Origin of the sequence: Pseudomonas sp. REST10, assembly GCF_029542605.1 — a bacterium.
Taxonomy (GTDB): Bacteria; Pseudomonadota; Gammaproteobacteria; order Pseudomonadales; family Pseudomonadaceae; genus Aquipseudomonas; species Aquipseudomonas khazarica.
Map to the genome: position 1 here is coordinate 609,198 of NZ_CP035677.1, position 26,688 is coordinate 635,885.

The 26,688-nt window shown below is 65.7% G+C and carries 22 protein-coding genes; 14 read left to right on the forward strand and 8 right to left on the reverse strand.

Annotated features, from left to right (window positions below):
* The 7 genes from EWH21_RS02930 to EWH21_RS02960 all read left to right on the forward strand — a co-directional run.
* Window positions 1–659 (forward strand): aminotransferase class III-fold pyridoxal phosphate-dependent enzyme (locus EWH21_RS02930; RefSeq protein WP_277699753.1); only part of this gene is annotated, 659 nt, incomplete at its 5' end.
* A 132-nt stretch (window positions 660–791) separates the two neighbouring features.
* Complete coding sequence (locus EWH21_RS02935; protein ID WP_037050251.1) at window positions 792–1,889, forward strand: polyamine ABC transporter substrate-binding protein; 1,098 nt, start codon at window positions 792–794, stop codon at window positions 1,887–1,889.
* Window positions 1,890–1,956: 67 nt separating this feature from the next.
* A complete protein-coding gene (locus EWH21_RS02940) occupies window positions 1,957–3,051 on the forward strand; it encodes a polyamine ABC transporter substrate-binding protein (protein WP_037050250.1) in 1,095 nt (364 codons plus the stop codon).
* 69 nt (window positions 3,052–3,120) lie between these two features.
* Window positions 3,121–4,212, forward strand: a complete 1,092-nt coding sequence (locus tag EWH21_RS02945; RefSeq protein ID WP_047584407.1) for a polyamine ABC transporter substrate-binding protein — start codon at window positions 3,121–3,123, stop codon at window positions 4,210–4,212.
* A gap of 54 nt (window positions 4,213–4,266) precedes the next feature.
* On the forward strand, window positions 4,267–5,421 hold the full coding sequence (gene potA, locus EWH21_RS02950; protein WP_037050245.1) for a polyamine ABC transporter ATP-binding protein: 1,155 nt from the start codon (window positions 4,267–4,269) through the stop codon (window positions 5,419–5,421).
* Window positions 5,422–5,444: 23 nt separating this feature from the next.
* The gene (locus EWH21_RS02955) at window positions 5,445–6,326 is read left to right on the forward strand and encodes an ABC transporter permease subunit (protein WP_167494398.1); all 882 of its coding nucleotides are present in this window, start codon (window positions 5,445–5,447) and stop codon (window positions 6,324–6,326) included.
* The gene (locus EWH21_RS02960) at window positions 6,323–7,213 is read left to right on the forward strand and encodes an ABC transporter permease subunit (protein ID WP_037050240.1); all 891 of its coding nucleotides are present in this window, start codon (window positions 6,323–6,325) and stop codon (window positions 7,211–7,213) included. The genes EWH21_RS02955 and EWH21_RS02960 overlap by 4 nt, the downstream gene beginning before the upstream one ends.
* Window positions 7,214–7,329: 116 nt before the next feature.
* On the opposite strand, the gene EWH21_RS02965 is transcribed toward EWH21_RS02960, so the two are convergent.
* Window positions 7,330–8,694, reverse strand: a complete 1,365-nt coding sequence (locus EWH21_RS02965; RefSeq protein WP_047588522.1) for an inorganic triphosphatase — start codon at window positions 8,692–8,694, stop codon at window positions 7,330–7,332.
* A 112-nt stretch (window positions 8,695–8,806) separates the two neighbouring features.
* Between EWH21_RS02965 and EWH21_RS02970 the strand changes: the two genes are divergently transcribed.
* The 4 genes from EWH21_RS02970 (at window position 8,807) to argA (ending at window position 13,392) form a co-directional block, all read left to right on the forward strand.
* The gene (locus tag EWH21_RS02970) at window positions 8,807–9,484 is read left to right on the forward strand and encodes a TIGR00153 family protein (protein WP_037050237.1); all 678 of its coding nucleotides are present in this window, start codon (window positions 8,807–8,809) and stop codon (window positions 9,482–9,484) included.
* A 38-nt stretch (window positions 9,485–9,522) separates the two neighbouring features.
* Window positions 9,523–10,791 (forward strand): inorganic phosphate transporter, encoded by a 1,269-nt coding sequence (locus tag EWH21_RS02975; protein WP_037050236.1) that lies wholly within the window; start codon window positions 9,523–9,525, stop codon window positions 10,789–10,791.
* Between the two features lie 69 nt (window positions 10,792–10,860).
* Window positions 10,861–12,027 carry an acetylornithine deacetylase gene (gene argE / locus EWH21_RS02980; RefSeq protein ID WP_037050235.1) on the forward strand — a complete coding sequence of 389 codons (1,167 nt, stop codon included), beginning with the start codon at window positions 10,861–10,863 and terminating at the stop codon, window positions 12,025–12,027.
* A gap of 66 nt (window positions 12,028–12,093) precedes the next feature.
* Window positions 12,094–13,392 carry an amino-acid N-acetyltransferase gene (gene argA / locus EWH21_RS02985; RefSeq protein ID WP_037050234.1) on the forward strand — a complete coding sequence of 433 codons (1,299 nt, stop codon included), beginning with the start codon at window positions 12,094–12,096 and terminating at the stop codon, window positions 13,390–13,392.
* A 57-nt stretch (window positions 13,393–13,449) separates the two neighbouring features.
* Here the strand turns inward: argA and EWH21_RS02990 are convergent, their stop codons facing one another.
* From EWH21_RS02990 to EWH21_RS03005, 4 genes are all read right to left on the reverse strand, one after another.
* Window positions 13,450–13,641 carry a ribosome modulation factor gene (locus tag EWH21_RS02990; protein WP_037050232.1) on the reverse strand — a complete coding sequence of 64 codons (192 nt, stop codon included), beginning with the start codon at window positions 13,639–13,641 and terminating at the stop codon, window positions 13,450–13,452.
* A gap of 128 nt (window positions 13,642–13,769) precedes the next feature.
* On the reverse strand, window positions 13,770–15,350 hold the full coding sequence (gene gshA, locus EWH21_RS02995; RefSeq protein WP_047588517.1) for a glutamate--cysteine ligase: 1,581 nt from the start codon (window positions 15,348–15,350) through the stop codon (window positions 13,770–13,772).
* 102 nt (window positions 15,351–15,452) lie between these two features.
* Window positions 15,453–15,839, reverse strand: a complete 387-nt coding sequence (locus EWH21_RS03000; RefSeq protein WP_051800559.1) for a PaaI family thioesterase — start codon at window positions 15,837–15,839, stop codon at window positions 15,453–15,455.
* Window positions 15,836–18,163: a Tex family protein gene (locus tag EWH21_RS03005; protein ID WP_037050230.1), complete on the reverse strand. Its 2,328-nt coding sequence runs from the start codon at window positions 18,161–18,163 to the stop codon at window positions 15,836–15,838. Before EWH21_RS03005 ends, EWH21_RS03000 begins: the two co-directional genes overlap by 4 nt.
* 202 nt (window positions 18,164–18,365) lie before the next feature.
* Between EWH21_RS03005 and ompR the strand changes: the two genes are divergently transcribed.
* From ompR to EWH21_RS03020, 3 genes are all read left to right on the forward strand, one after another.
* Entirely contained in the window at window positions 18,366–19,100 is a 735-nt protein-coding gene (ompR, locus tag EWH21_RS03010; protein ID WP_037050229.1) for a two-component system response regulator OmpR, read from the forward strand.
* Window positions 19,101–19,185: 85 nt separating this feature from the next.
* Window positions 19,186–20,499: an ATP-binding protein gene (locus EWH21_RS03015; RefSeq protein ID WP_037050228.1), complete on the forward strand. Its 1,314-nt coding sequence runs from the start codon at window positions 19,186–19,188 to the stop codon at window positions 20,497–20,499.
* 95 nt (window positions 20,500–20,594) lie between these two features.
* The gene (locus EWH21_RS03020; protein ID WP_277699755.1) at window positions 20,595–24,362 is read left to right on the forward strand and encodes an EAL domain-containing protein; all 3,768 of its coding nucleotides are present in this window, start codon (window positions 20,595–20,597) and stop codon (window positions 24,360–24,362) included.
* On the opposite strand, the gene EWH21_RS03025 is transcribed toward EWH21_RS03020, so the two are convergent.
* Genes EWH21_RS03025 through EWH21_RS03035 form a run of 3 tightly spaced genes read right to left on the reverse strand, consistent with a single transcriptional unit; the run spans window position 24,352 to window position 26,584 of the window.
* Window positions 24,352–25,248 (reverse strand): LD-carboxypeptidase, encoded by an 897-nt coding sequence (locus EWH21_RS03025; protein ID WP_277699757.1) that lies wholly within the window; start codon window positions 25,246–25,248, stop codon window positions 24,352–24,354. The genes EWH21_RS03020 and EWH21_RS03025 overlap by 11 nt on opposite strands.
* Window positions 25,245–26,150: a 30S ribosomal protein S6--L-glutamate ligase gene (gene rimK, locus EWH21_RS03030; RefSeq protein WP_037050224.1), complete on the reverse strand. Its 906-nt coding sequence runs from the start codon at window positions 26,148–26,150 to the stop codon at window positions 25,245–25,247. Before rimK ends, EWH21_RS03025 begins: the two co-directional genes overlap by 4 nt.
* Window positions 26,147–26,584 carry an ATP-dependent zinc protease gene (locus EWH21_RS03035; RefSeq protein WP_167494399.1) on the reverse strand — a complete coding sequence of 146 codons (438 nt, stop codon included), beginning with the start codon at window positions 26,582–26,584 and terminating at the stop codon, window positions 26,147–26,149. Before EWH21_RS03035 ends, rimK begins: the two co-directional genes overlap by 4 nt.
* Window positions 26,585–26,688: the final 104 nt, after the last annotated feature.

Here is a 26,688-nt window from a genome sequence, read left to right on the forward strand (position 1 = left end):
TGCCGCCGGACAGCTACTGGCCACGGATCAAGGAGATCCTGGCGAAGTACGACATCCTCTTCGTCGCCGATGAAGTGATCTGCGGCTTCGGCCGTACCGGCGAGTGGTTCGGCAGCCAGTACTACGGCCTGCAGCCCGACCTGATGACCATCGCCAAGGGGCTGACCAGCGGCTACGTGCCGATGGGTGGCCTGATCGTCAGCGACAAGGTGTTCGAGGTGATCGAGGCGCATGGCGATTTCAACCACGGCTTCACCTATTCCGGGCATCCGGTGGCGGCGGCGGTGGGCCTGGAGAACCTGCGCATCCTCAAGGAAGAAGGCATCGTCGAGCGGGTGAAGGCGGAAACGGCACCGTATTTGCAGAAGCGTCTGCGCGAGCTGGCGGATCACCCGCTGGTGGGCGAAGTGCGCGGTATCGGCATGCTTGGCGCCATCGAACTGGTGCAGGACAAGGCGACGCGCAAGCGTTTCTCCGCTGATGTGGGGGCGGGCATGGTCTGCCGCGGCCACTGCTTCAGCAACGGCCTGATCATGCGCGCCGTGGGCGACACCATGATCATCGCGCCGCCGCTGGTGATCAGCCAGGCGGAAGTGGACGAACTGGTGGAAAAAGCACGCAAGTGCCTGGATCTGACTTTGCGTGACCTGTCGGTCTGAAAAAGCCGCAGTCACGGAAAGTTGTCAGCGGTGCCATGACCTTGCCAGACTGCGCCAGAGCGCGTTGGCCAGCCTGATTCGAGCGGCTTGCGCGACGTCTGGAATACCGACACAACAACAGGAGCTGTACGCATGAAAACATTCGGCAAGACCCTTCTCGCGTTGTCCCTGACCGCGGCCGTGGCTGGCGCTGCTCAGGCTGACGACAAAGTGCTGCATGTCTACAACTGGAGCGATTACATCGCCGAAGACACCCTGGCCAATTTCGAGAAGGAAACCGGCATCAAGGTCGTCTACGACGTCTTCGACAGCAACGAAGTGCTGGAAGCCAAGTTGCTGGCCGGCAGCTCCGGTTATGACGTGGTGGTACCGTCCAACCCCTTCCTGGCCAAGCAGATCAAGGCTGGCGTATTCCAGAAGCTGGACAAGTCCAAGCTGCCGAACTGGTCGAACCTGGACAAGGACCTGCTCAAGGCCCTGGAGCCGAGCGACCCGGGCAACCAGTACTCGATCCCCTACATGTGGGGCACCATCGGCATCGGCTACAACGTCGAGAAGGTCAAGGCCGTGCTCGGCGCCGACGCTCCGGTCGACTCCTGGGACCTGGTGTTCAAGCCGGAGAACATGGAAAAGCTGAAGTCCTGCGGCGTTTCCTTCCTCGACTCGCCGACCGAAATTCTGCCGGCCGCGCTGCACTACCTGGGTTACGCCCCGGATAGCAGCAACAAGGACGAGCTGAAGAAGGCCGAGGAACTGTTCCTCTCCATCCGTCCTTCGGTGGCTTACTTCCACAGCTCCAAGTACATCTCCGACCTGGCCAACGGCAACATCTGCGTCGCCATCGGTTACTCGGGCGACATCTACCAGAGCAAGGCGCGCGCCGAAGAAGCGAAGAACGGCGTTGAAGTCGGCTACAACATCCCGAAAGAAGGCGCGGGTTCCTTCTTCGACATGCTGGCCGTACCGGCCGATGCGAAGAACGTCGAGGAGGCGCACACCTTCCTCAACTACCTGATGAAGCCGGAAGTGATGGCCAGCATCACCAACTACGTGCAGTTCCCCAACGGCAATGCCGCGGCCACGCCGCTGGTGGACGAGGCACTGCGCACCGACCCGGGCGTCTACCCGACTCCCGAAGTGCTGAAGAAGATCTACACCTTCCCGGATCTGGCGCCTGCCGTGCAGCGCACCATGACCCGCAGCTGGACCAAGATCAAGTCCGGTCGCTAAGCGACGAAGCAACGCCGCCTGGCGGGTTCGCCCGCCAGGCACTCAAAAAGCCCGAAGAGGAAACGTTATGCGTCGTTCTACCCTGCTGGCTGGCCTGATCGCCGCCGCCCTCGGTATGTCCGTAGCTCAGGCAGCCGATCGCGTGGTCAAGGTCTACAACTGGTCCGACTACATCGCGCCAGACACCATCGCCGATTTCGAGAAGGAAACCGGTATCAAGGTGGTGTATGACGTTTTCGATTCCAACGAAACCCTCGATGGCAAGCTGGCCACCGGCCAGAGCGGCTACGACGTGGTGGTCCCGACCAACCACTTCCTGGCCAAGCAGGTGCGTGCCGGCACCTACATGAAGCTGGACAAGTCCAAGCTGCCCAACCTGGTCAATCTCGACCCGACCATCATGAAGAACCTGGCCGCGGGTGACCCCGGCAACGAATACTCGGTGCCCTATCTCTGGGGTACCAATGGCATCGGCCTGAACGTGACCAAGGCGCGCGCCGTGCTTGGCGAAGACGCCCCGCTGGATTCCTGGGAGCTGCTGTTCGATCCGAAGTACGCCGAGAAGCTCGCCTCCTGCGGCATCGCCCTGCTCGACTCGGGCGACGAAGTGCTGCCGCAGATGGTCAACTACCTGGGCATGTCGCCGCACACCAAGAAGCGCGAAGACTACGAGAAAGCCTACGAGCAGATGATGAAGGTGCGTCCTTACATCACCTACTTCCACAGCTCCAAGTTCATCTCCGACCTGGCCAACGGCAACATCTGCGCCGCGTTCGGCTATTCCGGCGATGTGCTGCAGGCGGCCGATCGTGCCGAAGAGGCCGGCCGCACCGACGAGATCGCCTACATCATTCCCAAGGAAGGCACCGCCATGTGGGCCGACCTGCTGGCGATCCCGAAGGACTCCAAGAACGTCGATGAGGCGCACGCGTTCATCAACTACCTGCTGCGTCCCGAAGTGATCGCCAAGATCAGCGATTACGTCGCCTACGCCAACCCCAACAGCAAGGCCACCGCGCTGGTCGACGAGGACGTGCGTGACAACCCCGGCGTCTATCCCAGCGCCGAGGTCATGGCCAAGCTCTACGTCGCCGAGGAACGTCCGCGTGACGTGCAGCGCTGGCTGACCCGCGACTGGACACGAATCAAGAGCGGTCGCTGATCGTCGGAAGATTTTCCTATAAAGTGCCGCGCCTTTTTCCGGGCGGCACACAAAAACGAGGATGAAACTGTGCGAGTTACCCTGCCCAAGTCTCTGATCGCCCTGGCGGCTTCCGCCTTCTGTGGTGTCACCCTGGCCCAACCTTCGGTGCACATCTACAACTGGAGCGACTACATCGGCGAAGAGACCCTGGCCAAGTTCGAGGCGAAAACCGGGATCAAGCCGGTCTATGACGTCTTCGACTCCAACGAAACGCTCGAAGGCAAACTGCTGGCTGGCCGTAGTGGCTACGACGTGGTGGTGCCCTCCAACCACTTCCTCGGCAAGCAGATCCGCGCGGGTGCCTTCCAGCCGCTGGATCGTTCCAAGCTGAGCAACTGGGACAACCTCGATCCGGCCCTGCTCAAGCAGCTGGAAACCAACGACCCGGGCAACCAGTATTCCGTGCCCTATCTGTGGGGCACCAACGGCATCGGCTACAACGTCGAGAAGGTCAAGGCCACCCTGGGCATCGACGAGATCGACTCCTGGGCCGTGCTGTTCGAGCCGGAGAACATCAAGAAGCTGAGCGAGTGCGGCGTCGCCTTCCTCGACTCCGGCGATGAAATGATCCCGGCCATGCTCAACTACCTGGGCCTCGACCCCAACAGCACCAAGGCCGAGGATTACGCCAAGGCCGAAGCCAAGCTGCTCGAAGTGCGTCCTTACGTCACCTACTTCCACAGCTCCAAGTACATCGGCGACCTGGCCAACGGCAACATCTGCGTGGCGGCAGGTTTCTCCGGTGACATCCTGCAGGCTGCCGACCGTGCCGAAGAAGCCGGCAAGGGTATCGAGATCGCCTACAGCATTCCCAAGGAAGGCGCCAACCTCTGGTTCGACATGATGGCCATCCCGGCCGACTCCGCGAATGTCGAGCAGGCCCACGCGTTCATCAATTTCCTCCTCGAGCCCGAAGTGATCGCCGAAGTCAGTGACTACGTCGGTTACGCCAACCCCAACGTCAAGGCGGGCGAGCTCATGGATCAGGAGGTTCGCAACGACCCGTCCGTGTACCCGCCGCAGGCCGTACTGGACAAGCTGTACATCTCCGCTGAATTGCCAGTGAAGGTACAGCGCCTGATGACCCGTACCTGGACCAAGGTCAAGTCGGGTCAGTAATCGTTTCCAGCCCGGCCGCAGGGGCCGGGCACAATCTTCCGGGAGTTTTCCTAAATGGCTGTTGCCTCCAGCGCCTACAAAAAAGCCCTCGAGGGGGATCAGACACCGAAAGAGGTGTTGGTCAAAATCGATCGGGTGACCAAGAAGTTCGATGAGACAGTAGCAGTCGACGATGTATCGCTGACCATCAACAAGGGCGAGATCTTCGCCCTGCTGGGCGGTTCGGGTTCGGGCAAGTCCACGCTGCTGCGCATGCTCGCGGGCTTCGAGCGGCCCACCGAGGGGCGCATCATTCTCGATGGCGTGGACATCACCGACATGCCGCCGTACCAGCGGCCGATCAACATGATGTTCCAGTCCTACGCGCTGTTCCCGCACATGACCGTGGCGCAGAACATCGCCTTCGGCCTGCAGCAGGACAAGCTACCCAAGGCGGAGATCGACGAGCGCGTCAGCGAGATGCTCAAGCTGGTGCACATGACCCAGTACGCCAAGCGCAAGCCGCACCAGCTCTCCGGTGGCCAGCGTCAGCGTGTGGCCCTGGCCCGCTCGCTGGCCAAGCGGCCGAAGCTGCTGCTGCTCGACGAACCCATGGGCGCACTGGACAAGAAGCTGCGTTCGCAGATGCAGCTGGAACTGGTGGAGATAATCGAGCGCGTGGGCGTGACCTGCGTGATGGTGACCCATGACCAGGAAGAGGCCATGACCATGGCCCAGCGCATCGCCATCATGCACCTGGGCTGGATCGCCCAGACCGGCAGCCCGGTGGATATCTACGAGACCCCCACCAGCCGCCTGGTGTGCGAGTTCATCGGCAACGTCAACCTGTTCGAAGGGCAGATCACCACCGACGAAGCCGACCACGCGATCATCGACTGCCCGCATGTGGACAAGCCGATCTACATCGGTCACGGCGTCAGTACCCGCGCCGAGAACAAGTCGGTCAGCTACGCCCTGCGCCCGGAAAAACTGCTGATGGCCACCGCCCTGCCGGACGACCACGAGCATCCCGAGTACAACTGGAGCCATGGCCACGTCCACGACATCGCCTACCTGGGCGGTCACTCGGTGTACCACGTCAAGCTCACGTCCGGGCAGGTCGTGCAGTGCTTCATCGCCAACGCCGAGCGTCGCGGCAAGCGTCCGACCTGGGATGACCCGGTGGTGGTGTACTGGGAAGATGACAGCGGCGTGGTACTGCAATCATGAAACCGAGCAAACTCCTGCGCTATCTGCCCAGGGGGCGGCATGCCGTGATCGGCATACCCTTCCTGTGGTTGTTCATGTTCTTCCTGCTGCCCTTCATCATCGTGCTGAAGATCAGTTTCGCCGAGGCCGACGTCGCGATTCCGCCCTATACGGAAATCTACGAATGGGCGGACGGCAAGCTGACGTTGCTGCTGAACTTCGGCAACTACATCTTCCTCACCGAGGACGCACTCTATCTGTCGGCCTACCTGGGCTCGCTCAAGGTCGCGTTCTTCAGCACCCTGCTGTGCCTGCTGATCGGCTACCCGATGGCCTATGCCATCGCCCGTGCGCCGAAATCGCAGCAGACCGTGCTGCTGCTGCTGATCATGATGCCGACCTGGACCGCGATCCTGATCCGCGTCTATGCCTGGATGGGCATCCTCGGCAACAACGGCCTGCTCAACAGCCTGCTGATGGGAATCGGCCTGATCGACTCGCCGCTGCAGATCCTCAACACCAACATCGCCGTCTATATCGGCGTGGTGTATTCCTATCTGCCGTTCATGATCCTGCCGCTCTACGCCAACCTGGTGAAGCATGACCCCAGCCTGCTGGAAGCTGCTTCCGACCTGGGCTCGAGCAACCTCAACAACTTCTGGCGCATCACCGTGCCGCTGTCGAAGAACGGCATCATCGCCGGCTCCATGCTGGTGTTCATTCCGGTGGTCGGCGAGTTCGTCATCCCCGAACTGCTTGGCGGTCCGGAGACCCTGATGATCGGCAAGGTGCTGTGGCAGGAATTCTTCAACAACCGCGACTGGCCGGTGGCTTCCGCCCTGGCGGTGGTGATGCTGGCGATCCTGATCGTGCCCATCATTCTGTTCAACCGTAACCAGGCCAAAGAACTGGAGGGCCGCCCATGAAGCGTTTCAGTTTCTCCAGTCTGATGCTCTGGGCGGGCCTGGTGTTCATCTACCTGCCGATGGTCATCCTGGTCATCTACTCGTTCAACGCCTCGCGTCTGGTCACCGTCTGGGGTGGCTGGTCGGTGAAGTGGTACGTCGGCCTGCTCGACAATACCCAGCTGATGAACTCGGTGATGCGCTCGCTGGAAATCGCCTGCTACACCGCCATCGCGGCGGTGGCGCTGGGCACGCTGGCGGCCTTCGTGCTGACCCGTATCACCCGCTTCAAGGGGCGTACGCTGTTCGGTGGCCTGGTCACCGCACCGCTGGTCATGCCGGAGGTGATCACCGGTCTGTCGTTGCTGCTGCTGTTCGTGCTGATGGCGCAGCTGATCGGCTGGCCGATGCAGCGTGGCATGACCACCATCTGGATCGCCCACACCACCTTCTGCTCGGCCTACGTGGCGGTGGTGGTGTCGTCGCGTCTGCGTGAGCTGGACCTGTCCATCGAGGAAGCGGCCATGGACCTCGGCGCCAAGCCGTGGAAGGTGTTCTTCCTGATCACCGTGCCGATGATCGCGCCGTCGCTGGCGGCGGGGGCGATGATGTCCTTCGCCCTGTCGCTGGATGACCTGGTGCTGGCCAGCTTCGTCTCCGGTCCGGGTTCCACCACGCTGCCGATGGAGATCTTCTCCGCCGTGCGCCTGGGGGTGAAGCCCGAGATCAACGCGGTGGCCAGCCTGATCCTGCTGGCGGTGTCCTTCGCCACCTTCCTGGCCTGGTTCTTCAGCCAGCGTGCCGAAGAGAAGCGCAAGAAGGCCCTGCAGCAGGCCATGGACGAGACCGCCAACAGCGTCAATCCGTCCTGGCAGCAGGTAGTCGACAGCCGTCGCAGCGACAGCTGAGCCTGGTGCTGAAATGAAAAACGGGCCCTTCGGGGCCCGTTTTTTGTGGGGAGCGGCAGGGCTTCAACGGTGACGAAGGGCTCGCCGGCAAAGCGCCTGCCACGGTGGTGTGGCGGTCATTTCACCAGCGCTTTCCAGGCCTTGAGGCTCTGCACGACCTGAGTCTGGGTCATGCGCAGCTGGCGCTGCTCGTCGTCCAGAGGGTGCAGGGCCAGCCCTTGCAACTTGCTCAGCTCGCCGTAGAGACGGTCGACCTCGGCGACGTCCAGCACGCCGCGCGCCAGGCGCAGCCAGACCAGCAGGCGCTCCAGGCGTGGCATCTGTTCGGCCAGGTCTTCCGGTTGCTGCTGGTAGCGGCGCAGTTGCAGGGCCGCCCCTTCCTCGGCCAGCAAGGTCGGGAGCCAGCTGCCCAGGGCCGCCTTGCCCTGGCGGTCGCCCCGTGCATTGCGCGCCGCCGTCCAGCTGCGTTGCAGCAGCCAGTACGACAGCTTCAGCGACAGCAGGCCCCAGCGGCAGCCGTCCAGCTCGGCGGCGAACAGGGCCGGCGCGTTGCGGCGCATGCTGTCGTCGTTCTGCCCGGCAGCCAGGCGCGGGCGCCAATCATCGAGCAGGCTGTCGAGCGCTTCGCGCAGCTCCCGCGAGCTGGCGCGCGGGGCGGCCTGGCCGAGACTGGCGAGCAGGGCGCGCAGGTCGACCAGTTGCTCCAGCCACTGCTGCAGCAGGCTCCAGTGGCCGTTCCAGCGGTACTGCTCGGCCAGGCGCTGGCTGGCGCCGAGCAGGTGCCAGGCCAGCGCGGCAACGGTGTCGTCGAGGCTCATCTCGGCATCCAGCGCGGGAGCAGGCAGGCTCAGGCTGTAGCTGCCGGCATCGAACAGGCGATAGCCGCGCTCGGCCTTGCTGATATCGCAGGGCATCAGCGGCAGGTCGGCGGCCAGCTCGCAGGCCAGCTCCAGCAGCGCGGCCGGCTCGCCCTGGCGCAGCTCCAGTTCCAGCTCGCAGATTTCCTCTTCACCCTCGCCAGCCAGCACCTTGCCCAGGTCCAGCGCCGCTTCGATGACGACCTTGGCCTTGCCGCGGCCCCAGGCGATTTCCGCCTTCTCGCGCACGAAATCGGTGGTGAACAGCGGCTGCAGGCTCTTCTTGTCCAGCTCGGCCAGGCTGGCGGGCCAGCAACTGTCATCGAGCTTGCTCAGGTCGAGCTTGGCCTTGCTCAGGTACCAGTCCCACTCGTTGCGTTCGGACAGGCCGGCGACGCTCTGTCCACGCGATTTCAGGGTCTGGATGAACTGTTCGCCGTCACGCCGCAGGCGCAGCGCGACCTTGGCGGCGGCCAGGTCGCGCGCTGGCGTGTCGTAGTACTGGTTGAACAGTTCGACGCGTTGCCAGCCGCTCTTGTTGCGTTTCTTCAGCAGCGGGTGTTCGCGCAGTGCGGCCAGGGTGGCGCGGCTGGCACGCAGTTTGATTTCGGTTTCTTTGACCATGGTGGAGAGCTAGATAGCCTTTTATGAAAATGTGACAGACCGATGACGCGCGCTGGCGGATGACGAAGTCGGTCCCTATACTTGCGGCCTTCTCAAAACGGGGGCTTACCCTATGCCTATCAATCCCTTTGTCAGCCTGTTCGGCCGTTCACCCATCGGCCCCATGCAGCAGCATATCGCCAAGGCCCACGAGTGCGCGGCGAACCTGGTGCCCTTCTTCGAGGCCGTGATGGCCGAAGACTGGACCAGGGTTGAACAGGTACAACAGGAGATGTCCCGGCTGGAGCACGAGGCGGACAAGCTGAAGAAAAGCGTGCGCCTGCATCTGCCCAAGAGCCTGTTTCTGCCGGTGCCGCGCTCGGACCTGCTGGAGCTGCTCAGTGTACAGGACAAAGTCGCCAACCGTGCCAAGGACATTGCCGGCCTGATGCTTGGCCGTCAGATGAGCATTCCGCAGGCACTGCAGCCGCTGATGGCTTCCTACGTGCAACGCAGCGTCGATGCCAGCGCCCAGGCGCTGAAGGCGATGAACGAATTGGATGAGCTGCTCGAGACCGGTTTTGCCGGGCGTGAAGCGGTGCTGGTGGAAACCCTGATCGAAGAGCTCGGCAATATCGAAAACGATACCGATCGCCTGCAGATCGAGGTCCGCCGCAACCTGTTCAAGCTGGAGAAGGACCTTCCCCCGGTCGATGTGATGTTCCTCTATCAGATCATCGACTGGATCGGCGATGTCGCCGACCGTGCCCAACGAGTGGGCAACCGACTGGAACAACTGCTGGCGCGCTAAGCGCCAGTGTCCTTTCTGGGATCTACGGATAATTCATTATGTCTCTGATTGCGGACTACGGGCTGGTTCTGCTCGTTCTTGCCTGCCTTTTCGGTTTTTTCATGGCCTGGGGTGTTGGCGCCAATGATGTCGCCAATGCCATGGGTACTTCGGTCGGCTCACGTGCGCTGACCATCAAGCAGGCGATCCTCATCGCCATGGTCTTCGAGTTCGCCGGTGCCTACCTGGCCGGCGGTCAGGTGACCGAGACGATCAAGAGCGGCATCGTCGATGCCTCGATGATCAGTCCCAACCTGATGGTGCTGGGCATGATGTCTGCGCTGCTGGCGGCGGGCACCTGGCTGCTGGTCGCATCGACCAAGGGCTGGCCGGTGTCGACCACCCATTCGATCGTCGGTGCGGTGATCGGCTTCGCCGCGGTCGGCGTGTCGATGGATGCCGTGCACTGGGGTGGCGTCGGCCCGATCGTGGCCAGCTGGGTGATCTCGCCGGTGCTCTCCGGGGTGGTGGCGTTCGGCGTGTTCATGAGCGTGCAGAAGCTGATCATCGACACCGAGACGCCCTTCGCCAACGCCAAGCGCTACGTGCCGGTGTACATGTTCCTCACCGGTTTCATGGTGTCGATCATGACCGTCACCAAGGGCCTCAAGCATGTCGGCCTGCACCTGAGCGGTGGCGAAGGCTTCCTGCTCTCGGCCGGTATCGGTGTGCTGGTCATGCTGATCGGCATCGCCCTGCTGAGCCGCATCAAGATCGACGTGGAGGCTGACAAGAGTTTCCACTTCGCCAGCGTCGAGAAGGTGTTCGCGGTGCTGATGATCTTCACCGCCTGCTCCATGGCCTTCGCCCACGGTTCCAACGACGTGGCCAATGCGGTCGGTCCGCTGGCAGCCATCGTCGGGGTGATCCAGAGCGGCGGCGAGATGGTCGGCGCCAAGGCGGCCCTGCCGGCCTGGGTACTGTTGCTGGGTGCGATCGGCATCGTCGTCGGCCTGGCCACCTACGGTTACAAGGTGATCGCCACCATCGGCAAGGAAATCACCGAGCTGACCCCCAGCCGTGGCTTCGCCGCCGAACTGGCGACCGCCACCACCGTGGTCGGCGCCTCGGCCATCGGCCTGCCGGTGTCCACCACGCACACGCTGGTCGGCGCCGTGCTCGGCGTGGGCATCGCCCGGGGTATCGGCGCACTGAACCTGGGCGTGATCGGCAAGATCTTCATGTCCTGGCTGATCACCCTGCCGGTCGGCGCCGCGCTGTCGATCTTCTTCTTCTTCATCCTGCGCGGGCTGTTCGGCGGCGTCTGATTCGGCGCCGGCGGTTTCCCCTGAGGTTGGATGCTCCTATGATGGGAGCTCCGACCCAGGAGAGCGCCGATGCCCTTGCCGTCCTTTCAGGAGCAGTTCGCCGCGTTGATTGCAGCGCCCTCGGTGAGCTGTACCCAGCCGAACTGGGACCAGACCAACGCACCGGTGATCGACCTGCTCGCCGCCTGGCTGAGCGATCTCGGCTTCCGCTGCGAGACCCAGCAGGTCGCGCCGGGCAAATTCAACCTGCTGGCCAGCTATGGCAGCGGCCCTGGCGGCCTGGTGCTGGCCGGGCACAGCGACACCGTGCCTTTCGACGCCGCGCTGTGGCAGAGCGACCCGCTCAAGCTGACCGAGGTCGGCGACCGCTGGGTCGGTCTCGGCAGTTGCGACATGAAGGGTTTCTTCGCCCTGGTCATCGAGGCCGTTCGGCCGCTTCTCGAACAACCCTTCCAGCAGCCGCTGCTGATTCTCGCCACCTGTGACGAAGAAAGCTCCATGGCCGGCGCCCGTGCCCTGGCCGATGCCGGCCGGCCGCTGGGCCGGGCGGCAGTGATCGGCGAGCCGACGGGGTTGAAGCCCATCCGCCTGCACAAGGGGGTGATGATGGAGCGCATCGACATCCTCGGGCAGAGCGGCCATTCCTCCGACCCTGGTCTTGGTCACAGTGCGCTGGAGGCGATGCAGGACGTGATGGGCGAACTGCGTGCCCTGCGTGCGCAGTGGCAGCGCGAGTTCAACAACCCGCAGTTCGGTGTGCCGCAACCGACGCTCAACCTGGGTTGCATCCACGGCGGCGACAACCCCAATCGTATCTGCGGGCAGTGCGCGTTGGAGTTCGACCTGCGCCCGTTGCCGGGCATGGACCCGGAGGCGCTGCGTGAGGCGATCCGCGGCAAGCTGCAGCCGCTCGCGCTCAAGCATCAGGTACGCATCGACTACGGGCCCCTCTTTCCCGCCGTGCCGCCGTTCGAGCAGGCTGCGGATGCGGAGCTGGTGCGCGTGGCCGAGCGATTGACCGGACATGCGGCGCAAGCGGTGGCATTTGGCACCGAGGCGCCTTATCTTCAACACCTTGGCTGCGAGACCCTGGTGCTTGGCCCGGGCGACATCGACTGTGCGCATCAGCCCGGGGAACACCTGGCACTCTCCCGTATCGAACCTACGGTGACACTGCTGCGCCAACTGATCCAACACTATTGCCTGATTCGGAGTGAAGACGTGCAGCGACGATGAGCGGACCTCTCGAACCGAACATGGCGGGTGATTTCCGCCCTACGTCTCGACGCTAACGGATTTGTCATGCACGACTACGTCAACTGGCTACGCCACGCTTCGCCCTATATCAATGCTCACCGTGACTGCACCTTCGTGGTCATGCTGCCGGGGGAGGGGGTCGCCCACCCGAACTTCGCCAACATCGTCCACGACCTGGTGCTGCTGCACAGCCTCGGCGTGCGCCTGGTGCTGGTCCACGGCTCGCGCCCGCAGATCGAGACACGCCTGGCCGCGCGTGGCCTGACCCCGCACTACCATCGCGACCTGCGCATCACCGATGCGCCGACCCTGGAGTGCGTGATCGACGCCGTCGGCCAGCTGCGCATCGCCATCGAGGCACGCCTGTCCATGGACATGGCCGCCTCGCCGATGCAGGGCGCACGGCTGCGCCTGACCAGCGGCAACTTCGTCACCGCGCGGCCAATCGGCGTCGTCGACGGCATCGACTACCACCACACCGGCGAAGTGCGCCGCATCGACCGCAAGGGCATCAACCGCCAGCTCGACGAGCGCAGCATCGTGCTGCTGTCGCCGCTGGGCTATTCGCCCACCGGGGAGATCTTCAACCTGGCCTGTGAGGACGTCGCCACCCGCGCCGCCATCGACCTGGGGGCGGACAAGCTGCTGCTGTTCGGCGCCGAGGATGGCCTGCTCGACGAGGCGGGCAAGCTGGTGCGCGAGCTGCGCCCGCAGCAGGTGCCCGCGCACCTGACGCGCCTGGGCGGCCACTACCAGGGCGAATTGCTCGACGCCGCTGCCCAGGCCTGCCGGGGTGGCGTGAAGCGCAGTCACATCGTCAGCTACGCCACCGATGGTGCCCTGCTCAGCGAACTGTTCACCCGCACCGGCAACGGTACCCTGGTTGCCCAGGAGCAGTTCGAGTCGCTGCGCGAGGCGAGCATCGAGGATGTCGGCGGCCTGATCGAACTGATCAGCCCGCTGGAGGAACAGGGCATTCTGGTGCGTCGCTCGCGCGATGTGCTGGAGCGCGAGATCGAGCAGTTCAGCATCGTCGAGCGTGAAGGGCTGATCATCGCCTGCGCGGCGCTCTACCCGATCGCCGATTCCGACTGCGGCGAGCTGGCCTGCCTGGCGGTCAATCCGGACTACCGCCATGGCGGTCGCGGCGACGAGCTGCTGGAGCGTATCGAGGCGCGGGCACGGGCGCAGGGGATCAAGACCCTGTTCGTGCTCACCACCCGCACGGCGCACTGGTTCCGCGAGCGCGGTTTCCAGCCGAGCAGCGTCGAGCGCATGCCGACGGCGCGCGCATCGCTGTACAACTACCAGCGCAATTCCAAGGTGTTCGAGAAGGCGTTGTAACCCGCAACGCCGCGACCGCTGGGAACGGCTTCAGTCACCAGGCTCGAGAGGCGTTCGTCAGGCGCTGTGCTGCTGCAGGCGCATCTGTTCATGGCCGTCGTCCCAGCCGGCCTCCCAGGCGGCGGCGGGGATTTCGTCGGGGTAGGGTTGGCGGTTTCTGGCCTGGCCGGTAAGGCCGGCCATATAGCCTTGCTGGTAGGCCTTGGTCAGGCTTTCCAGGCTCCATTGCGGCGTGGCTTCGTCGGCCATGGGGCGCTGCTCGTCTTTCGTCCGTTACCCGGCAATGCTAGCTGGCCGGGCGGCCTGCAGTGTGGCCGCCCATCCCGGCTTTTGCTCCGCTGGTTGGCTTTGTGACGCAGTCGACTATTGCCGTTTCGTTACACCGCCAGTGCCAGGATGCTCGCCTGGTAGGCGGCGACGAACGCGTCGAAGTCGCCAGCGGGCTGCGCTTCCAGCTCGGCCTGCTCGGCCAGCGAGTTCTGCGCGGCCTGCTCGAAGGCAGCCTGCTGCCCGGCGTCGAGCGGCTGGGCGCGGAAGTACTCGGCGTGCTGCAGGCTCTGCTGCAGGGCGAACTCGGCGAAGCTGGTGCCCTGGCGCAGGATCGCCAGCACCTGCGCCGACGGCGTCAGCTCGACATCCGCGACCTTGGCCTGCTGATGGGCCAGCGCCTCGACATGGGCCTGGCTGTCCTGGCTGCGGTCGAGCAGCTCGGCCAGCGGCAGGATGCGCTCGAGCAGTTCGCCCGCCCAGGCCTTCAACTCCACCGAGCGCCCCTGGCGCTGCAGGTGCAGGCCGGGACGACGCCCTTCCTTGACCACCTTGAGGAAGTTGCGGGTGCAGTCGCCGCACTCGCCGTTTTCCAGCAGCGGGCTGTCTTCCAGTGCACAGAACAGCAGGAAGGCGTCGATGAAGCGCGCTTGCGCCACGTCGATGCCCAGCGGCAGGAAGGGGTTGATGTCGAGGCAGCGCACCTCCACGTACTGCACGCCACGGCTGGTCAGCGCCTGGATCGGGCGCTCGCCGCTGTGGGTGACGCGTTTCGGGCGGATGCTCGAGTAGTACTCGTTCTCGATCTGCAGGATGTTGGTGTTCAGCTGCAGCCACTCGTCGCCACGCTTGGTGCCCGCCTCGACGTAGGCCGGGTAGGGGGTGCCGACCGCCAGGCGCAGGCTGTCGGTATAGCTGGCTAGGTCGTTGTAGCACGGCGTCAGGCCGGACTGGGCGCTGCTCTGGTAGCCCAGGTCGCTCATGCGCAGGCTGGTGGCGTAGGGCAGGTACAGGGTGCTGGCGTCCAGCTCCTGCAGCTGGTGCGGGCGACCGCGCATGAAGCCCTTGTCCAGCGCCGGCGAAGCACCGAAGAGGTACATCAGCAGCCAGCTGTAGCGACGGAAGTTGCGGATCAGCGCGATGTAGCGCGCCGACTGGTAGTCGCGTGCGCTCAGCGTGTCGCCTTCGGCCTGCTGCTGCAGTTGCCACAGGCGCTCGGGCAGCGAGAAGTTGTAGTGAATGCCGGCGATGCACTGCATGGTCTTGCCGTAACGCAGGGCCAGGCCCTTGCGGTACACGTACTTGAGGCGGCCGATGTTGGAGCTGCCATAGCGGGCGATGGGAATGGTCGCCTCGTCCGGCAGGGCGCAAGGCATCGACGGGCTCCACAGCAATTCGCTGCCGAGCTTGTCGTAGGCGAAGCGGTGGATACGTTCCAGCTCGCCCAGGGTCTCGGCCGGGTCGGCGGCCGTTCCGGTGATGAACTCCAGCAGCGACTCGGAGTAGTCGGTGGTGATCTGCGAATGGGTCAGCGCCGAGCCCAGCGCTTGCGGGTGCGGCGTCAGGGCCAGTTGGCCGTCACGGTCGACGCGCAGGCATTCGCGCTCGATACCATGCAGGCACTCACCCAGCAGGGACAGGTTGGCCGGCTCGCCGAGCTGGGCCAGGCGGCGGGAGAGAAGATCGCTCAAGATGCAATTCCTAACTGGGCAGTCGCCACAATATGGGGATCGCCCCCGCACTCTGCAAGGGGCACAGTTTCACCCACAGTAGACGAGTTCGCTCAGCGCGGATTACACGCAGGCGAAGGTGCCTTGTGCCTTGGCGACCAGCTTGTCGTCCTGCCAGACCTCGGCTTCGACCACCTGGGTGCGGCGGCCGGCATGCAGGACCTTGGCATGGCACAGCACACTGCCGTCGGAAACCGGGCGGATGTAGTTGATCTTGCATTCCAGCGTGACGCTGCTCGGGCCGCCGTCGCCCAGGCTGTGGCTGGCCTGGCCCATGGCGGTGTCGATCAGCGAGAACAGCGCGCCGCCATGCAGCTTGCCGTGCAGGTTGCGCAGGTCATCGGTCAGGGCCAGGCGGATGCGCGCCTCGCCGCCGCCGACCTGCAGGATCTCCAGCCCGAGCAGGCGGGAGAAGGCGCTGCTCGCGCCCACCTCCTGCTTGCCGCTCATCGCTTCAGCTGCTTGGCGTTGGCGAACAGCGCCGCCATGCCGCCGGTGGCCGGGGCCGGCTTGTCCTGGCTGGAGTGACGCTCGCTGCGCGGCGTGTTGCCGCCACGGTTGCCGTTGCCACGCTGGCCGCCGCGTGCGCCCTCGACCTTCTCGCCGGGCGTGTCGCCCATGCGCATGGACAGGCCGATGCGGTTACGCGGGATGTCCACTTCCATCACCTTGACCTTGACCACGTCGCCGGTCTTGACCGCTTCGTGCGGGTCCTTGATGAACTTCTCCGACAGCGCGCTGATATGCACCAGGCCGTCCTGATGCACACCGATGTCGACGAAGGCGCCGAAGTTGGTCACGTTGGTCACCACGCCTTCGAGCACCATGCCGGGCTTGAGGTCGGCCAGGGTCTCGACGCCTTCCTGGAACTCGGCGGTCTTGAACTCCGGACGCGGGTCGCGCCCCGGCTTGTCCAGCTCCTTGAGGATGTCGCCGACGGTGAGCAGGCCGAAGCGCTCGTCGGTGAACTTGGCCGGGTCGAGGCGCTTGAGAAAGCCCGAGTCGCCGATCAGCGAGCGGATGTCGCGGCCGGTGTCCTGGGCGATGCGTTCCACCAGGGGGTAGGTTTCCGGGTGCACCGCCGAGGCGTCCAGCGGGTTGTCGCCGTTCATCACGCGGAGGAAGCCGGCGGCCTGCTCGAAGGTCTTGTCGCCCAGGCGCGGTACCTTCTTCAACGCGGCGCGCGAGGCGAACGCGCCATTGGCGTCACGGTATTGCACGATGTTCTGCGCCAGGGTCGCGTTGAGGCCGGAGATGCGCGCCAGCAGTGCGGCGGACGCGGTGTTCACGTCCACGCCGACGGCGTTCACGCAGTCCTCGACCACGGCATCCAGCGAGCGTGCCAGCTTGAGCTGCGACACGTCGTGCTGGTACTGGCCGACGCCGATGGATTTCGGGTCGATCTTCACCAGTTCGGCCAGCGGGTCCTGCAGGCGACGGGCGATGCTGACTGCGCCGCGCAGCGACACGTCGAGATCGGGGAATTCGCGGGCGGCCAGCTCGGAGGCCGAGTACACCGAGGCGCCGGCCTCGGAGACCATCACTTTGGTCAGTTTCAGGCCCGGTACCTTCTTGATCAGCTCGGCGGCCAGCTTGTCGGTCTCGCGGCTGGCGGTGCCGTTGCCGATGGAGATCAGGTCGACGCCATGCTTGGCGCACAGCTTGGCCAGGGTCGCCAGGGTGCCGTCCCAGTCGTTGCGCGGCGCGTGCGGGTAGACGGTGGCGGTGTCCAGCACCTTGCCGGTGGCATCGACCACGGCCACCTTGCAGCCGGTGCGCAGGCCGGGGTCCAGTGCCAGGGTGGCACGCGGGCCGGCCGGCGCGGCCAGCAGCAGGTCGTGCAGGTTGCGGGCGAACACGGAAATCGCCTCGTCCTCGGCCTTCTCGCGCAGCTCGCCGAGCAGGTCGGTTTCCAGGTGGTTGTACAGCTTGACCTTCCAGGTCCAGCGCACCACCTCGGCCAGCCACTTGTCGGCGGCGCGACCCTTGTTCGCGAGGCCGAAGCGTTCGCCGATCATCAGCTCGCACGGGTGCAGGGTGCCGGGCAGTTCTTCGCCGACCTTCAGGCTGGCACTGAGGATGCCTTCGTTGCGCCCGCGGAAGATCGCCAGCGCGCGGTGCGACGGCACGCCCTTGAGCGCTTCGTCGTGTTCGAAGTAGTCGCTGAACTTGGCCCCTTCGTTTTCCTTGCCGGGCACCAGGCGGGCGCTGAGGGTGGCGTTGTCCTTGAGGAAGCTGCGCAGCTTGTCGAGCAGCGCGGCATCCTCGGCGAAGCGCTCCATGAGGATGTACTTGGCGCCTTCGAGCACAGCCTTGACGTCGGCGAAGCCCTTCTCGGCGTCGATGAAGCGCTCCGCTTCCTGCTCGGGGGTCAGGTTCGGGTCGTTGAACAGTGCGTCGGCCAGCTCGCCGAGGCCGGCTTCCAGGGCGATCTGGCCCTTGGTGCGGCGCTTCTGCTTGTACGGCAGGTAGAGGTCTTCGAGGCGCGTCTTGGTGTCGGCCAGGTCGATCTCGCGCTTGAGTTCCGCGGTCAGCTTGCCCTGTTCCTCGATGCTGGCGAGGATCGCCCCGCGACGCTCGTCCAGCTCGCGCAGGTAGCGCAGGCGCTCTTCCAGGTGGCGCAGCTGGGTGTCGTCGAGGCTGCCGGTCACTTCCTTACGGTAGCGGGCGATGAAGGGCACGGTGGAGCCTTCGTCGAGCAGGGCCACGGCGGCGGCAACCTGTTGCGGGCGCACGCCCAGTTCTTCGGCGATGCGGTTGTTGATGCTGTCCATATAGTGCTACCCACGCTGGTACGACAAGGCGGCCGCGCCAGGGCGGCCAGATACGAAAGCGGCGCATTATAAACACCGCATCCACCGACGCTGAGAACCGTTCGGGGAAAAATCTGCTAACAATGGCTAAGGCGCCCATCCATGCGCCTGAGCGATAATGCCGCCACTCGCCGTCCATCGTACGGCTGTCCAAGGAGACGCCATGACCCAGTCCGCCCCCGCCGCCGAAGGCGAGAAGATCCTCATCGTCGATGATGACGCCCGTCTGCGCCGCCTGCTCGAGCGCTTCTTCGACGAGCAGGGCTACCGGGTACGTGCGGTGGAGAACGTCGAGCAGATGGATCGTCTGCTGGCGCGCGAACTGTTCAACCTGGTGGTGCTCGACCTGATGCTGCCGGGCGAGGATGGCCTGTCCGCCTGCCGTCGTCTGCGTGAGTCGAACAACCAGATCCCGATCATCATGCTCACCGCCAAGGGCGATGAGTCGAGCCGTATCCAGGGCCTGGAACTGGGCGCCGACGATTACCTGGCCAAACCCTTCAACCCGCGTGAGCTGCTGGCGCGGATCAAGGCCGTGCTGCGCCGCCAGGCGCCCGTGGTGCCGGGCGCGCCGGGCTCCGAGGACGAGAGCGTCAGCTTCGGCGACTACGAATTGTCCCTGGCCACGCGCGAACTGAAGAAAGGCGACGAGGTGCACATGCTCACCACCGGTGAGTTCGCCGTGCTCAAGGCCCTGGTGCAGCATGCGCGCGAGCCGCTGACGCGGGACAAGCTGATGAACCTGGCGCGTGGTCGCGAGTGGGATGCGCTGGAGCGCTCCATCGATGTGCAGATCAGCCGCCTGCGCCGCCTGATCGAGCCGGACCCGTCCAAGCCGCGTTATATCCAGACCGTCTGGGGCGTGGGCTACGTGTTCGTGCCGGATGGCAATAAGTGAAGTTGCACGCTGCCAGTCACACGCTGCAGGTGATCGGAGGTTGGGTGTCTTCTTCTTGCGGCTCGAGGCTTGAGGCTCGCCGCTCGTGAAGACTCCCGTCTGGTTCCCGCAAAGCTTTTTCGCCCGCACCCTCTGGCTGGTGCTGGTGGTCGTGCTGTTCTCCAAGGCACTGACGCTGGTTTATCTGATGATGAACGAGGACGTGCTGGTCGACCGCCAGTACAGCCATGGTGCGGCGCTGACCCTGCGCGCCTACTGGGCGGCCAACCCCGATGACCGCGACCACATCGCCCAGGCGGCAGGGCTCAAGCGCATTCCGCGTGACAAGGTGCCGGCCAGCGAACAGCACTGGCCCTACAGCGAGATCTTCCAGCGGCAGATGCAGACCGAGCTCGGTCCCGACACCGACACCCGGGTGCGTGCCACCACACCGCCTGCGCTGTGGGTGCATGCCCCCAGCCTCGGCGACGGCTGGGTGCGCGTGCCGATGTACCCGCACCCGCTGCGTGGCCAGCGCATCTGGAGCGTGCTGGGCTGGTTCCTCGGCATCGGCCTGCTGTCCACCGCCGCCGCCTGGATCTTCGTGCGCCAGCTCAGCGCACCGCTCAAGCGTCTGGTCTACGCGGCTCGCCAGCTGGGCCAGGGGCGTAGCGTGCGCCTGCCGATCAGCGACACGCCCAGCGAGATGACCGAGGTCTATCGCGCCTTCAACCAGATGGCCGAGGACGTCGAGCAGGCCGGACGTGAACGCGAGCTGATGCTGGCGGGCGTCTCGCATGACCTGCGCACGCCACTGACCCGCCTGCGCCTGGCTCTGGAGTTCATGCAGAACGATGCGGAAACCGAGGACATGGTGCGCGACATCGAGGACATGGACGCGATTCTCGATCAGTTCCTCGCCTTCATCCGCGACGGACGCGACGAGCCGGTGGAGGAGGCGGACTTCCCCGAGCTGGTGCGTGAAACCCTGGCGCCCTACAACCAGGGCGGCGAGCGTGTTCGCCTGTGCCTGGAGCCGATTCCTCCCTTCCCGCTGCGCCGCGTCTCGACCAAGCGGCTGCTCACCAACCTGGTGGAGAACGCGCTCAATCATGGCGGCGGCGATGCCGTGGAGGTGGTTGCCAGTCTGGCCGGTGACCACAGCGCGCCCTATGTGGTGCTGAGCGTCCTCGACCGTGGCAACGGCATCGACCCGACCGAACTGGACAGCATCTTCAACCCCTTCATTCGCGGTGACCGGGCGCGTGGCGGGCGGGGCACCGGTCTCGGCCTGGCCATCGTCAAGCGCATCGCGGCCCTGCATGGTGGCAGTGTCGAGCTGCGCAACCGCAGCGGCGGTGGCCTCGAGGCGCGCGTGCGGCTGCCGCTCGGCCTGCTGCTGCCGCGTGATGCGGTGTAGCTGAGCGGCCTGCCCGGCGGCGGTGTGCTGGCAATACGCTGCCAAGCGCTCTGGCGCTGGGCTATGCTGTGCCTGCGAATCGATTCGAGGCCTGCATGTCCGCCGCCTTCCCTGACCGCCTGCCCAGCTGGACCTGGTGGCTGCCGCTGCCGATCTTTCATCTGGGTACCTGGATATCCCTGGCAACCCGCCTGAACGATGGCGTGGCGCTGTGCTACCTGCCGCTGGTGCTCGGCCTGACGCTGTGCCTCTGGTGGGGGCCGCGGGTGTTGCCGGCGCTCTACCTCAATGCGCTGTTCAGCGTGCCGTTGTGGGGCCTGCCCTGGCAGTGGGCGCCGCTCTATGCCTTGCCGGAAACGGCGGCGGTCGCCCTGGGCTGGTGGTTGCTGCAGCGGCAGGTCTTCGACCCGGCGTTGGGGCGCCTGTCGGATCTGCTGCGTTTCCTCGCCCTTGGTGTACTGGTGCCCGCCACCCTGCTGGCCCTCGGGCTGCAGACCAACCTGTGGCTGACCGGCCTGCAGATCGGCGAGCGCTGGGCGCTGGCCAGCCTGTCGATCTGGCTGACCGACGCGATCAACCTGCTCGCCCTGTGTGCGCCGCTGCTGGCCTTCGCCACGCCGCTGCTGCGGGCGCGTGGCTGGCTGCGCAAATGGGCCGAGACGCCCGGGACGAACTCGCTGCTCAGAGCCTCACCGTCCGCCTGGTTGCTCGCCGCGGGCGTGTTCGTGCTGCTGCTGGTGTTGCTGGGCAGCCTGCCGTTGCTGCTCGCCCTGCCGGTACTGGGCATCAGCATGCTGGTATTAGCGCTGCGCCATGCGTTCGTCGGCGCCCTGTACGGCGTCATCCTCGGCTATTGCGCGACCCTGGTGCTGCCCCTGCTGCGCACCAGCCTCGGTCAGGAGGAGCTGGACCTGCAGCGCAACCAGGTGCAGCTGGCTGTCCTCCTGCTGATGGGCGCGGTCCTGCTGGTGGGCCGGGCGCTGAGCGACCTGCGCCAGACCCTGGCACTCAGCGCGCAGATACAGCAGCAACTGGCGCGCGCCAACCTGGCGATGGAAGCCAGCCCGCTCGGGGTGACCATCGCGGATGCACGGCAGGCCGACATGCCGCTGGTCTATTGCAACCCGGCCTTCACCCAGATCACCGGTTACTCCGCCGCCGAGGCCGAGGGGCGCGAGTGCCTGTTCCTGGCCGGCGATGAACACAACCAGCATGGCCTGCAGAAGCTGCGTACGGCGCTGCGCGAAGGGCGCGCCGCACAGGCCGTGGTACGCAACGTGCGCAAGGATGGCAGCCGCTTCTGGAACGAGGTGGTGCTGGCACCGATGCGCGACGAGCAGGGCATCAGTCATTTCGTCGGCCTGCAGCACGACGTCAGCGAGCGCGAGGAACTGGCGGCGCAGGTCGAGCGGCAACGGCTGGCCATGCTGCGCCAGAGTCATCTGTTCACTCAGACCGAGGACATCGCCAACCTGGGCGGCTGGGTGCTGGAGCTCAGCGACTACGGCATGTTCTGGAGCGAGGGCTGCTACCGCATCGTCGAGCGCGACATCCAGCAGGGCCCGCCCGACCTGCAGCAGGCGCTCGACTACTACGACACGCCGAGCCAGGCGTTGATCATGCAGACCCTGCAGGCTGCACTGGGCGGGGTCGAGGAGCTGGACGTCGAGGCGCGCCTGGTCGCGCGCCTGGGCGGCCGGCTGGTGCGCCTGCGCGGGATTCCCGAGCGTGATGCCGACGGCACCCTGGTACGCATCTACGGCGTGGTGCAGGACATCAGCGAACGCAAGCGCGCGGAGTCGCAACTGCGCGAGCGCGACGAGCGCCTGCGCCTGTTCTTCGAGGCGCCGCTGATCGGGATGGCGCTGACGACCCAGTCGTTCGGCTGGGAAGAGGTCAACCAGAAGCTGTGCAACATCCTCGGGCTGGAGCGCGACGAACTCCTCGCCAGCTCCTGGCAGCAGCTGTCGCACCCGGGCGACCTGCCGACGGAGCAGTCGCGGCTGGAGCCCGTGCTGCAGGGCTCCAGCGACGGTTTCGAGATGGACAAGCGCTTCCTGCGCGGCGATGGCCAGGTGGTCTACACCCGCGTCAGCCTGAGCGTCGTGCGTGGCACTGGCGGTCGTCCGACCCTGTTCCTGCTGCTGGTCGAGGACATCAGCGCACGGCGCGAGGCCGAGGCGCGCTACCGCACCCTGGTCGAGCACGCCCCCGAGGCCATCCTGCTGTTCAGCCCCGATGGCGGCATCGTCGAGTTCAACGAGAACGCCTTGCAGCTGTTCCGCTATCGCCGCGAGGAGCTGCTCGGGCGCTCGATCCAGAGCATCAGTCCGCTGCGCCAGGGCGACGGGCGGCTGTCCTCGCGGGCCGGCCAGGAGTACCTGAAGCGCGCCATCGAGGGCGAGGCGCCGGTGTTCGAGTGGAACCACCGCGACAGCGCCGGTCGCCAACTGCCCTGCGAGGTGCGTCTGGTGCGCATGCCGGGCGAGCAGCTGCTGATCCGCGCCAGCGTCACCGACATCTCCGAGCGCCAGCGCTACCAGCGCGAGATCGAGCGCCTGGCCTACAGCGACGAGCTGACGGGCCTGCCCAACCGCCGGCTGCTGCTCGACCGTCTGCAGCACGCCATGGACCGCGAGCACCGCGAGGGCAGCCTGGGCGCGTTGCTGTTCATCGATCTCGATCACTTCAAGACGGTCAATGACAGCCTCGGCCATCTGGTCGGCGATGCCTTGCTCTGCGAGGTCACCACCCGCCTGGCGGGCGAGTTGCGCACCGAGGACACCCTTGCCCGTCTCGGCGGTGACGAGTTCGTGGTCCTGCTCGAGGCCCTCGGCCAGGAACCCAAGGCCGTGGCCGAGCATGCGGCGGCAGTTGGCGAGAAGCTGCTACGGGGCCTGCAGGGCAGCTGCCTGATCGACGGGCATGAGCTGGCGATCAGCGCCAGCATCGGGATCGCCCTGCACCCGCTGGGCTTGCAGCAGGCCTCGGACATTCTCAAACAGGCCGACACGGCGATGTACCGGGCCAAGCACGCTGGGCGCAACGCCCTGCATTTCTTCGCCCCGGAGATGCAGGCGGCCATCGACCAGCGCCTGCAACTGCAGAGCGAGCTGCGCCAGGCACTCGCCCGCCAGCAGTTGCAGCTGGTGTTCCAGCCGCAGCTGATGCTGGCCGACGACTCCGTTGCCGGTGCCGAGGTGCTGCTGCGCTGGATGCACCCCGAGCGCGGCGAGATCGGCCCGGACCAGTTCATCCCCCTGGCCGAGGAAACCGGCCTGATCCAGGAGATCGGTCAGTGGGTGCTGGAGCAGGCCTGCGCGGCGCTGGCGCGCTGGCAGACGCAGTGGCCGCAGCTGGTGCTGGCGGTCAACCTCAGCCCGCGCGAGCTGCGCCAGAGCGAGTGCGTGGAACGCGTCGAGGCCTGCCTGCAGCGACATGGCGTGCCGGCGCAGGCACTGGAGCTGGAGATCACCGAAGGCGTGCTGCTCGAGGACGTCGAACGCTGCATCGGCAACATGCAGCGCCTCAAGGAGCAGGGCGTGCGCTTCGCCATCGATGACTTCGGCACCGGCTATTCGTCGCTCACCTACCTCAAGCGCCTGCCGCTGGATCGCCTGAAGATCGACCGCAGTTTCGTCGCCGACCTCGATGGCGACAGCAGCGGGCGCATGCTGGTGCAGACCATCCTGATGATCGCGCGCAACCTGGGCCTGGAGTGCGTGGCCGAGGGCATCGAGCGCGACAGCCAGCTGCAGTTGCTACGCGAGCAAGCCTGCACGCTGGGCCAGGGCTATCTGTTCGGCCGGCCCATGGCCGAGGCCGAGTTTCTCGCCTGGATGGACAGCCGCGTCACCAGCTGAGGCGGTTGCCGCCCAGGCGCGCCTGCTGGCCGCAGGGCCAGGGGAAGTTGCTGTCGCCGTGCCCGCTGGGCAGCTCGCTGTAGAGCGCGATGCCCAGCGGCGTCAGGTATTCGCTGAAGATCTGCTCCAGGCTGTGGTGCACGCCGCGTCGCGGGCAGTCGGTGAAGCCGCCGAGGCACACCGCACGCGGGCGTCGCCCGGCGAAACTCTGGAGCAACTGCCAGAGGCTGCGCTCCAGGCGGTAGTAGGGCTCGCCGACGTCCTCCAGGATCAGGATGGCGTCGTCCACCAGGTGCAGCTGCGCTGTGCTGCCGCAGGCACTGGCCAGTGCCGTGAGATTGCCGCCCTGCAGGCGGCCCTCGAGGTGCTGCGCAGGGCCGCTGACATGGCGCACGGGCAGTTCCTGCGGTTGCCCGTCGAGCAGGTGCCACAGCGCCTGCATCGAGGCCAGGCGCTCGCGCTGGCCAACTGGCGCCGCCAGCGCCTGGTGCCCGAGGGCGCTGGCCACCGGGCCGTGAATGGCCGGCAGGCCGTGCTGGCGGAAGACGTCGAGCAGGATCGACAGGTCGGAGAAGCCGATCAGCGGGCGTGGGCTGGCCTGGCGCAGCAGGGCCCAGTCGATGTCGGCCACCAGCTGCGCGCAGCCATAGCCGCCACGCAGGCACCAGACGGCATCGATGTCGGGCAGGGCGAAGGCCTGGTGCAGGTCTTCCAGGCGCTGCTCCGGCGTGCCGGCCAGGTAGCGGTGCCGAGCGCGCACGTGCCGGCCCAGGTGGTAGCGGATACCGAGGACGTCGAGCTGCGCCAGGGTCGCTTCGAGCACATCTTCGGCAAGCGCCGCTGCCGGGGCGATCAGCGCCACGCGGCCGTCGAACGCAGGGCTCATCCGCGTCCCTTGGTGCGGGTCTGGCCGGGCTCGGCGTTCTTCTCCAGGTACTGGATGATCATGCCGGCCACGTCCTTGCCGGTGGTGGTTTCGATACCTTCCAGGCCTGGCGAGGAATTCACCTCCATCACCAGCGGGCCGTGGTTGGAGCGCAGGATGTCCACCCCGGCCACGTTCAGGCCCATGACGCGGGCGGCGCGCACGGCGGTCATGCGCTCTTCCGGGGTGATCTTGATCAGGCTGGCGCTGCCGCCACGGTGCAGGTTGGAGCGGAACTCGCCGGCCTTGGCCTGGCGCTTCATCGCCGCGATCACCTTGTCGCCGACCACGAAGCAGCGGATGTCGGCGCCGCCGGCTTCCTGGATGTACTCCTGGACCATGATGTCCTGCTTGAGGCCGAGGAAGGCCTCGATCACCGATTCGGCGGCCTTGTGCGTCTCGGCCAGCACCACGCCCATGCCCTGGGTGCCTTCCAGCACCTTGATCACCAGCGGTGCGCCGCCGACCATCTGGATCAGGTCGGGGATGTCGTCCGGCGAGTGGGCGAAACCGGTCACCGGCAGGCCGATGCCCTTGCGCGACAGCAGCTGCAGTGCGCGCAGCTTGTCCCGCGAGCGGCTGATGGCCACCGACTCGTTGAGCGGGTAGACGCCCATCATCTCGAACTGGCGCAGGACCGCGCAGCCATAGAAGGTCACCGAGGCGCCGATGCGTGGAATGACCGCGTCGAAGCCCTCCAGCGCCTGGCCACGATAGTGGATCTGCGGCTTGTGGCTGGCGATGTTCATGTAGGCGCGCAGGGTGTCGATCACCTGCATGTCATGGCCCCGTTGCTGACCGGCCTCCACCAGACGGCGGGTTGAATACAGACGCGGGTTGCGCGACAGCACGGCGATCTTCATTGGGCACCTGGAAGGGACGAGGAGAGAGAGGGTTTTTCCTGCACATAGCTGAGTGCCGGATTGACCACCAGTTGGCCGGTGATCAGCGCCTTGGAACCGAGCAGTACGCGATAACGCATGGTCTTGCGGCAGGCCAGGGTGAACTCCACCGGCCACAGGCGATCGCCCAGGGCCAGGTGGGTACGGATGACGTAGCGGCTCTGCGCCTGGCCATTGGAACTCTTGATGCGCTTCACCGAGACCAGCTGCGCCTCGCAACGGTGGCGGCGCTGCACCTGGGTGCCGAGGTAGGCGGTGAAGCGCACCCAGTCCTCGCCGTCGCGCTGAAAGGGCTGGATATCGCTGGCGTGCAGGCTCGACGTGCTGGCGCCGGTGTCGATCTTGGCGCGCAAACCGATGATGCCGAGCTCCGGCAGGTTGATCCACTCGCGCAGGCCGATCACGCTGAGCTGGTCGAAAGTCTTCAAGGCAGTGGTATTCCCCTGAGGCGACAGCGCCTATGATTCCGCGCATTCTAGTTGTGTGGTGTGACAACTGC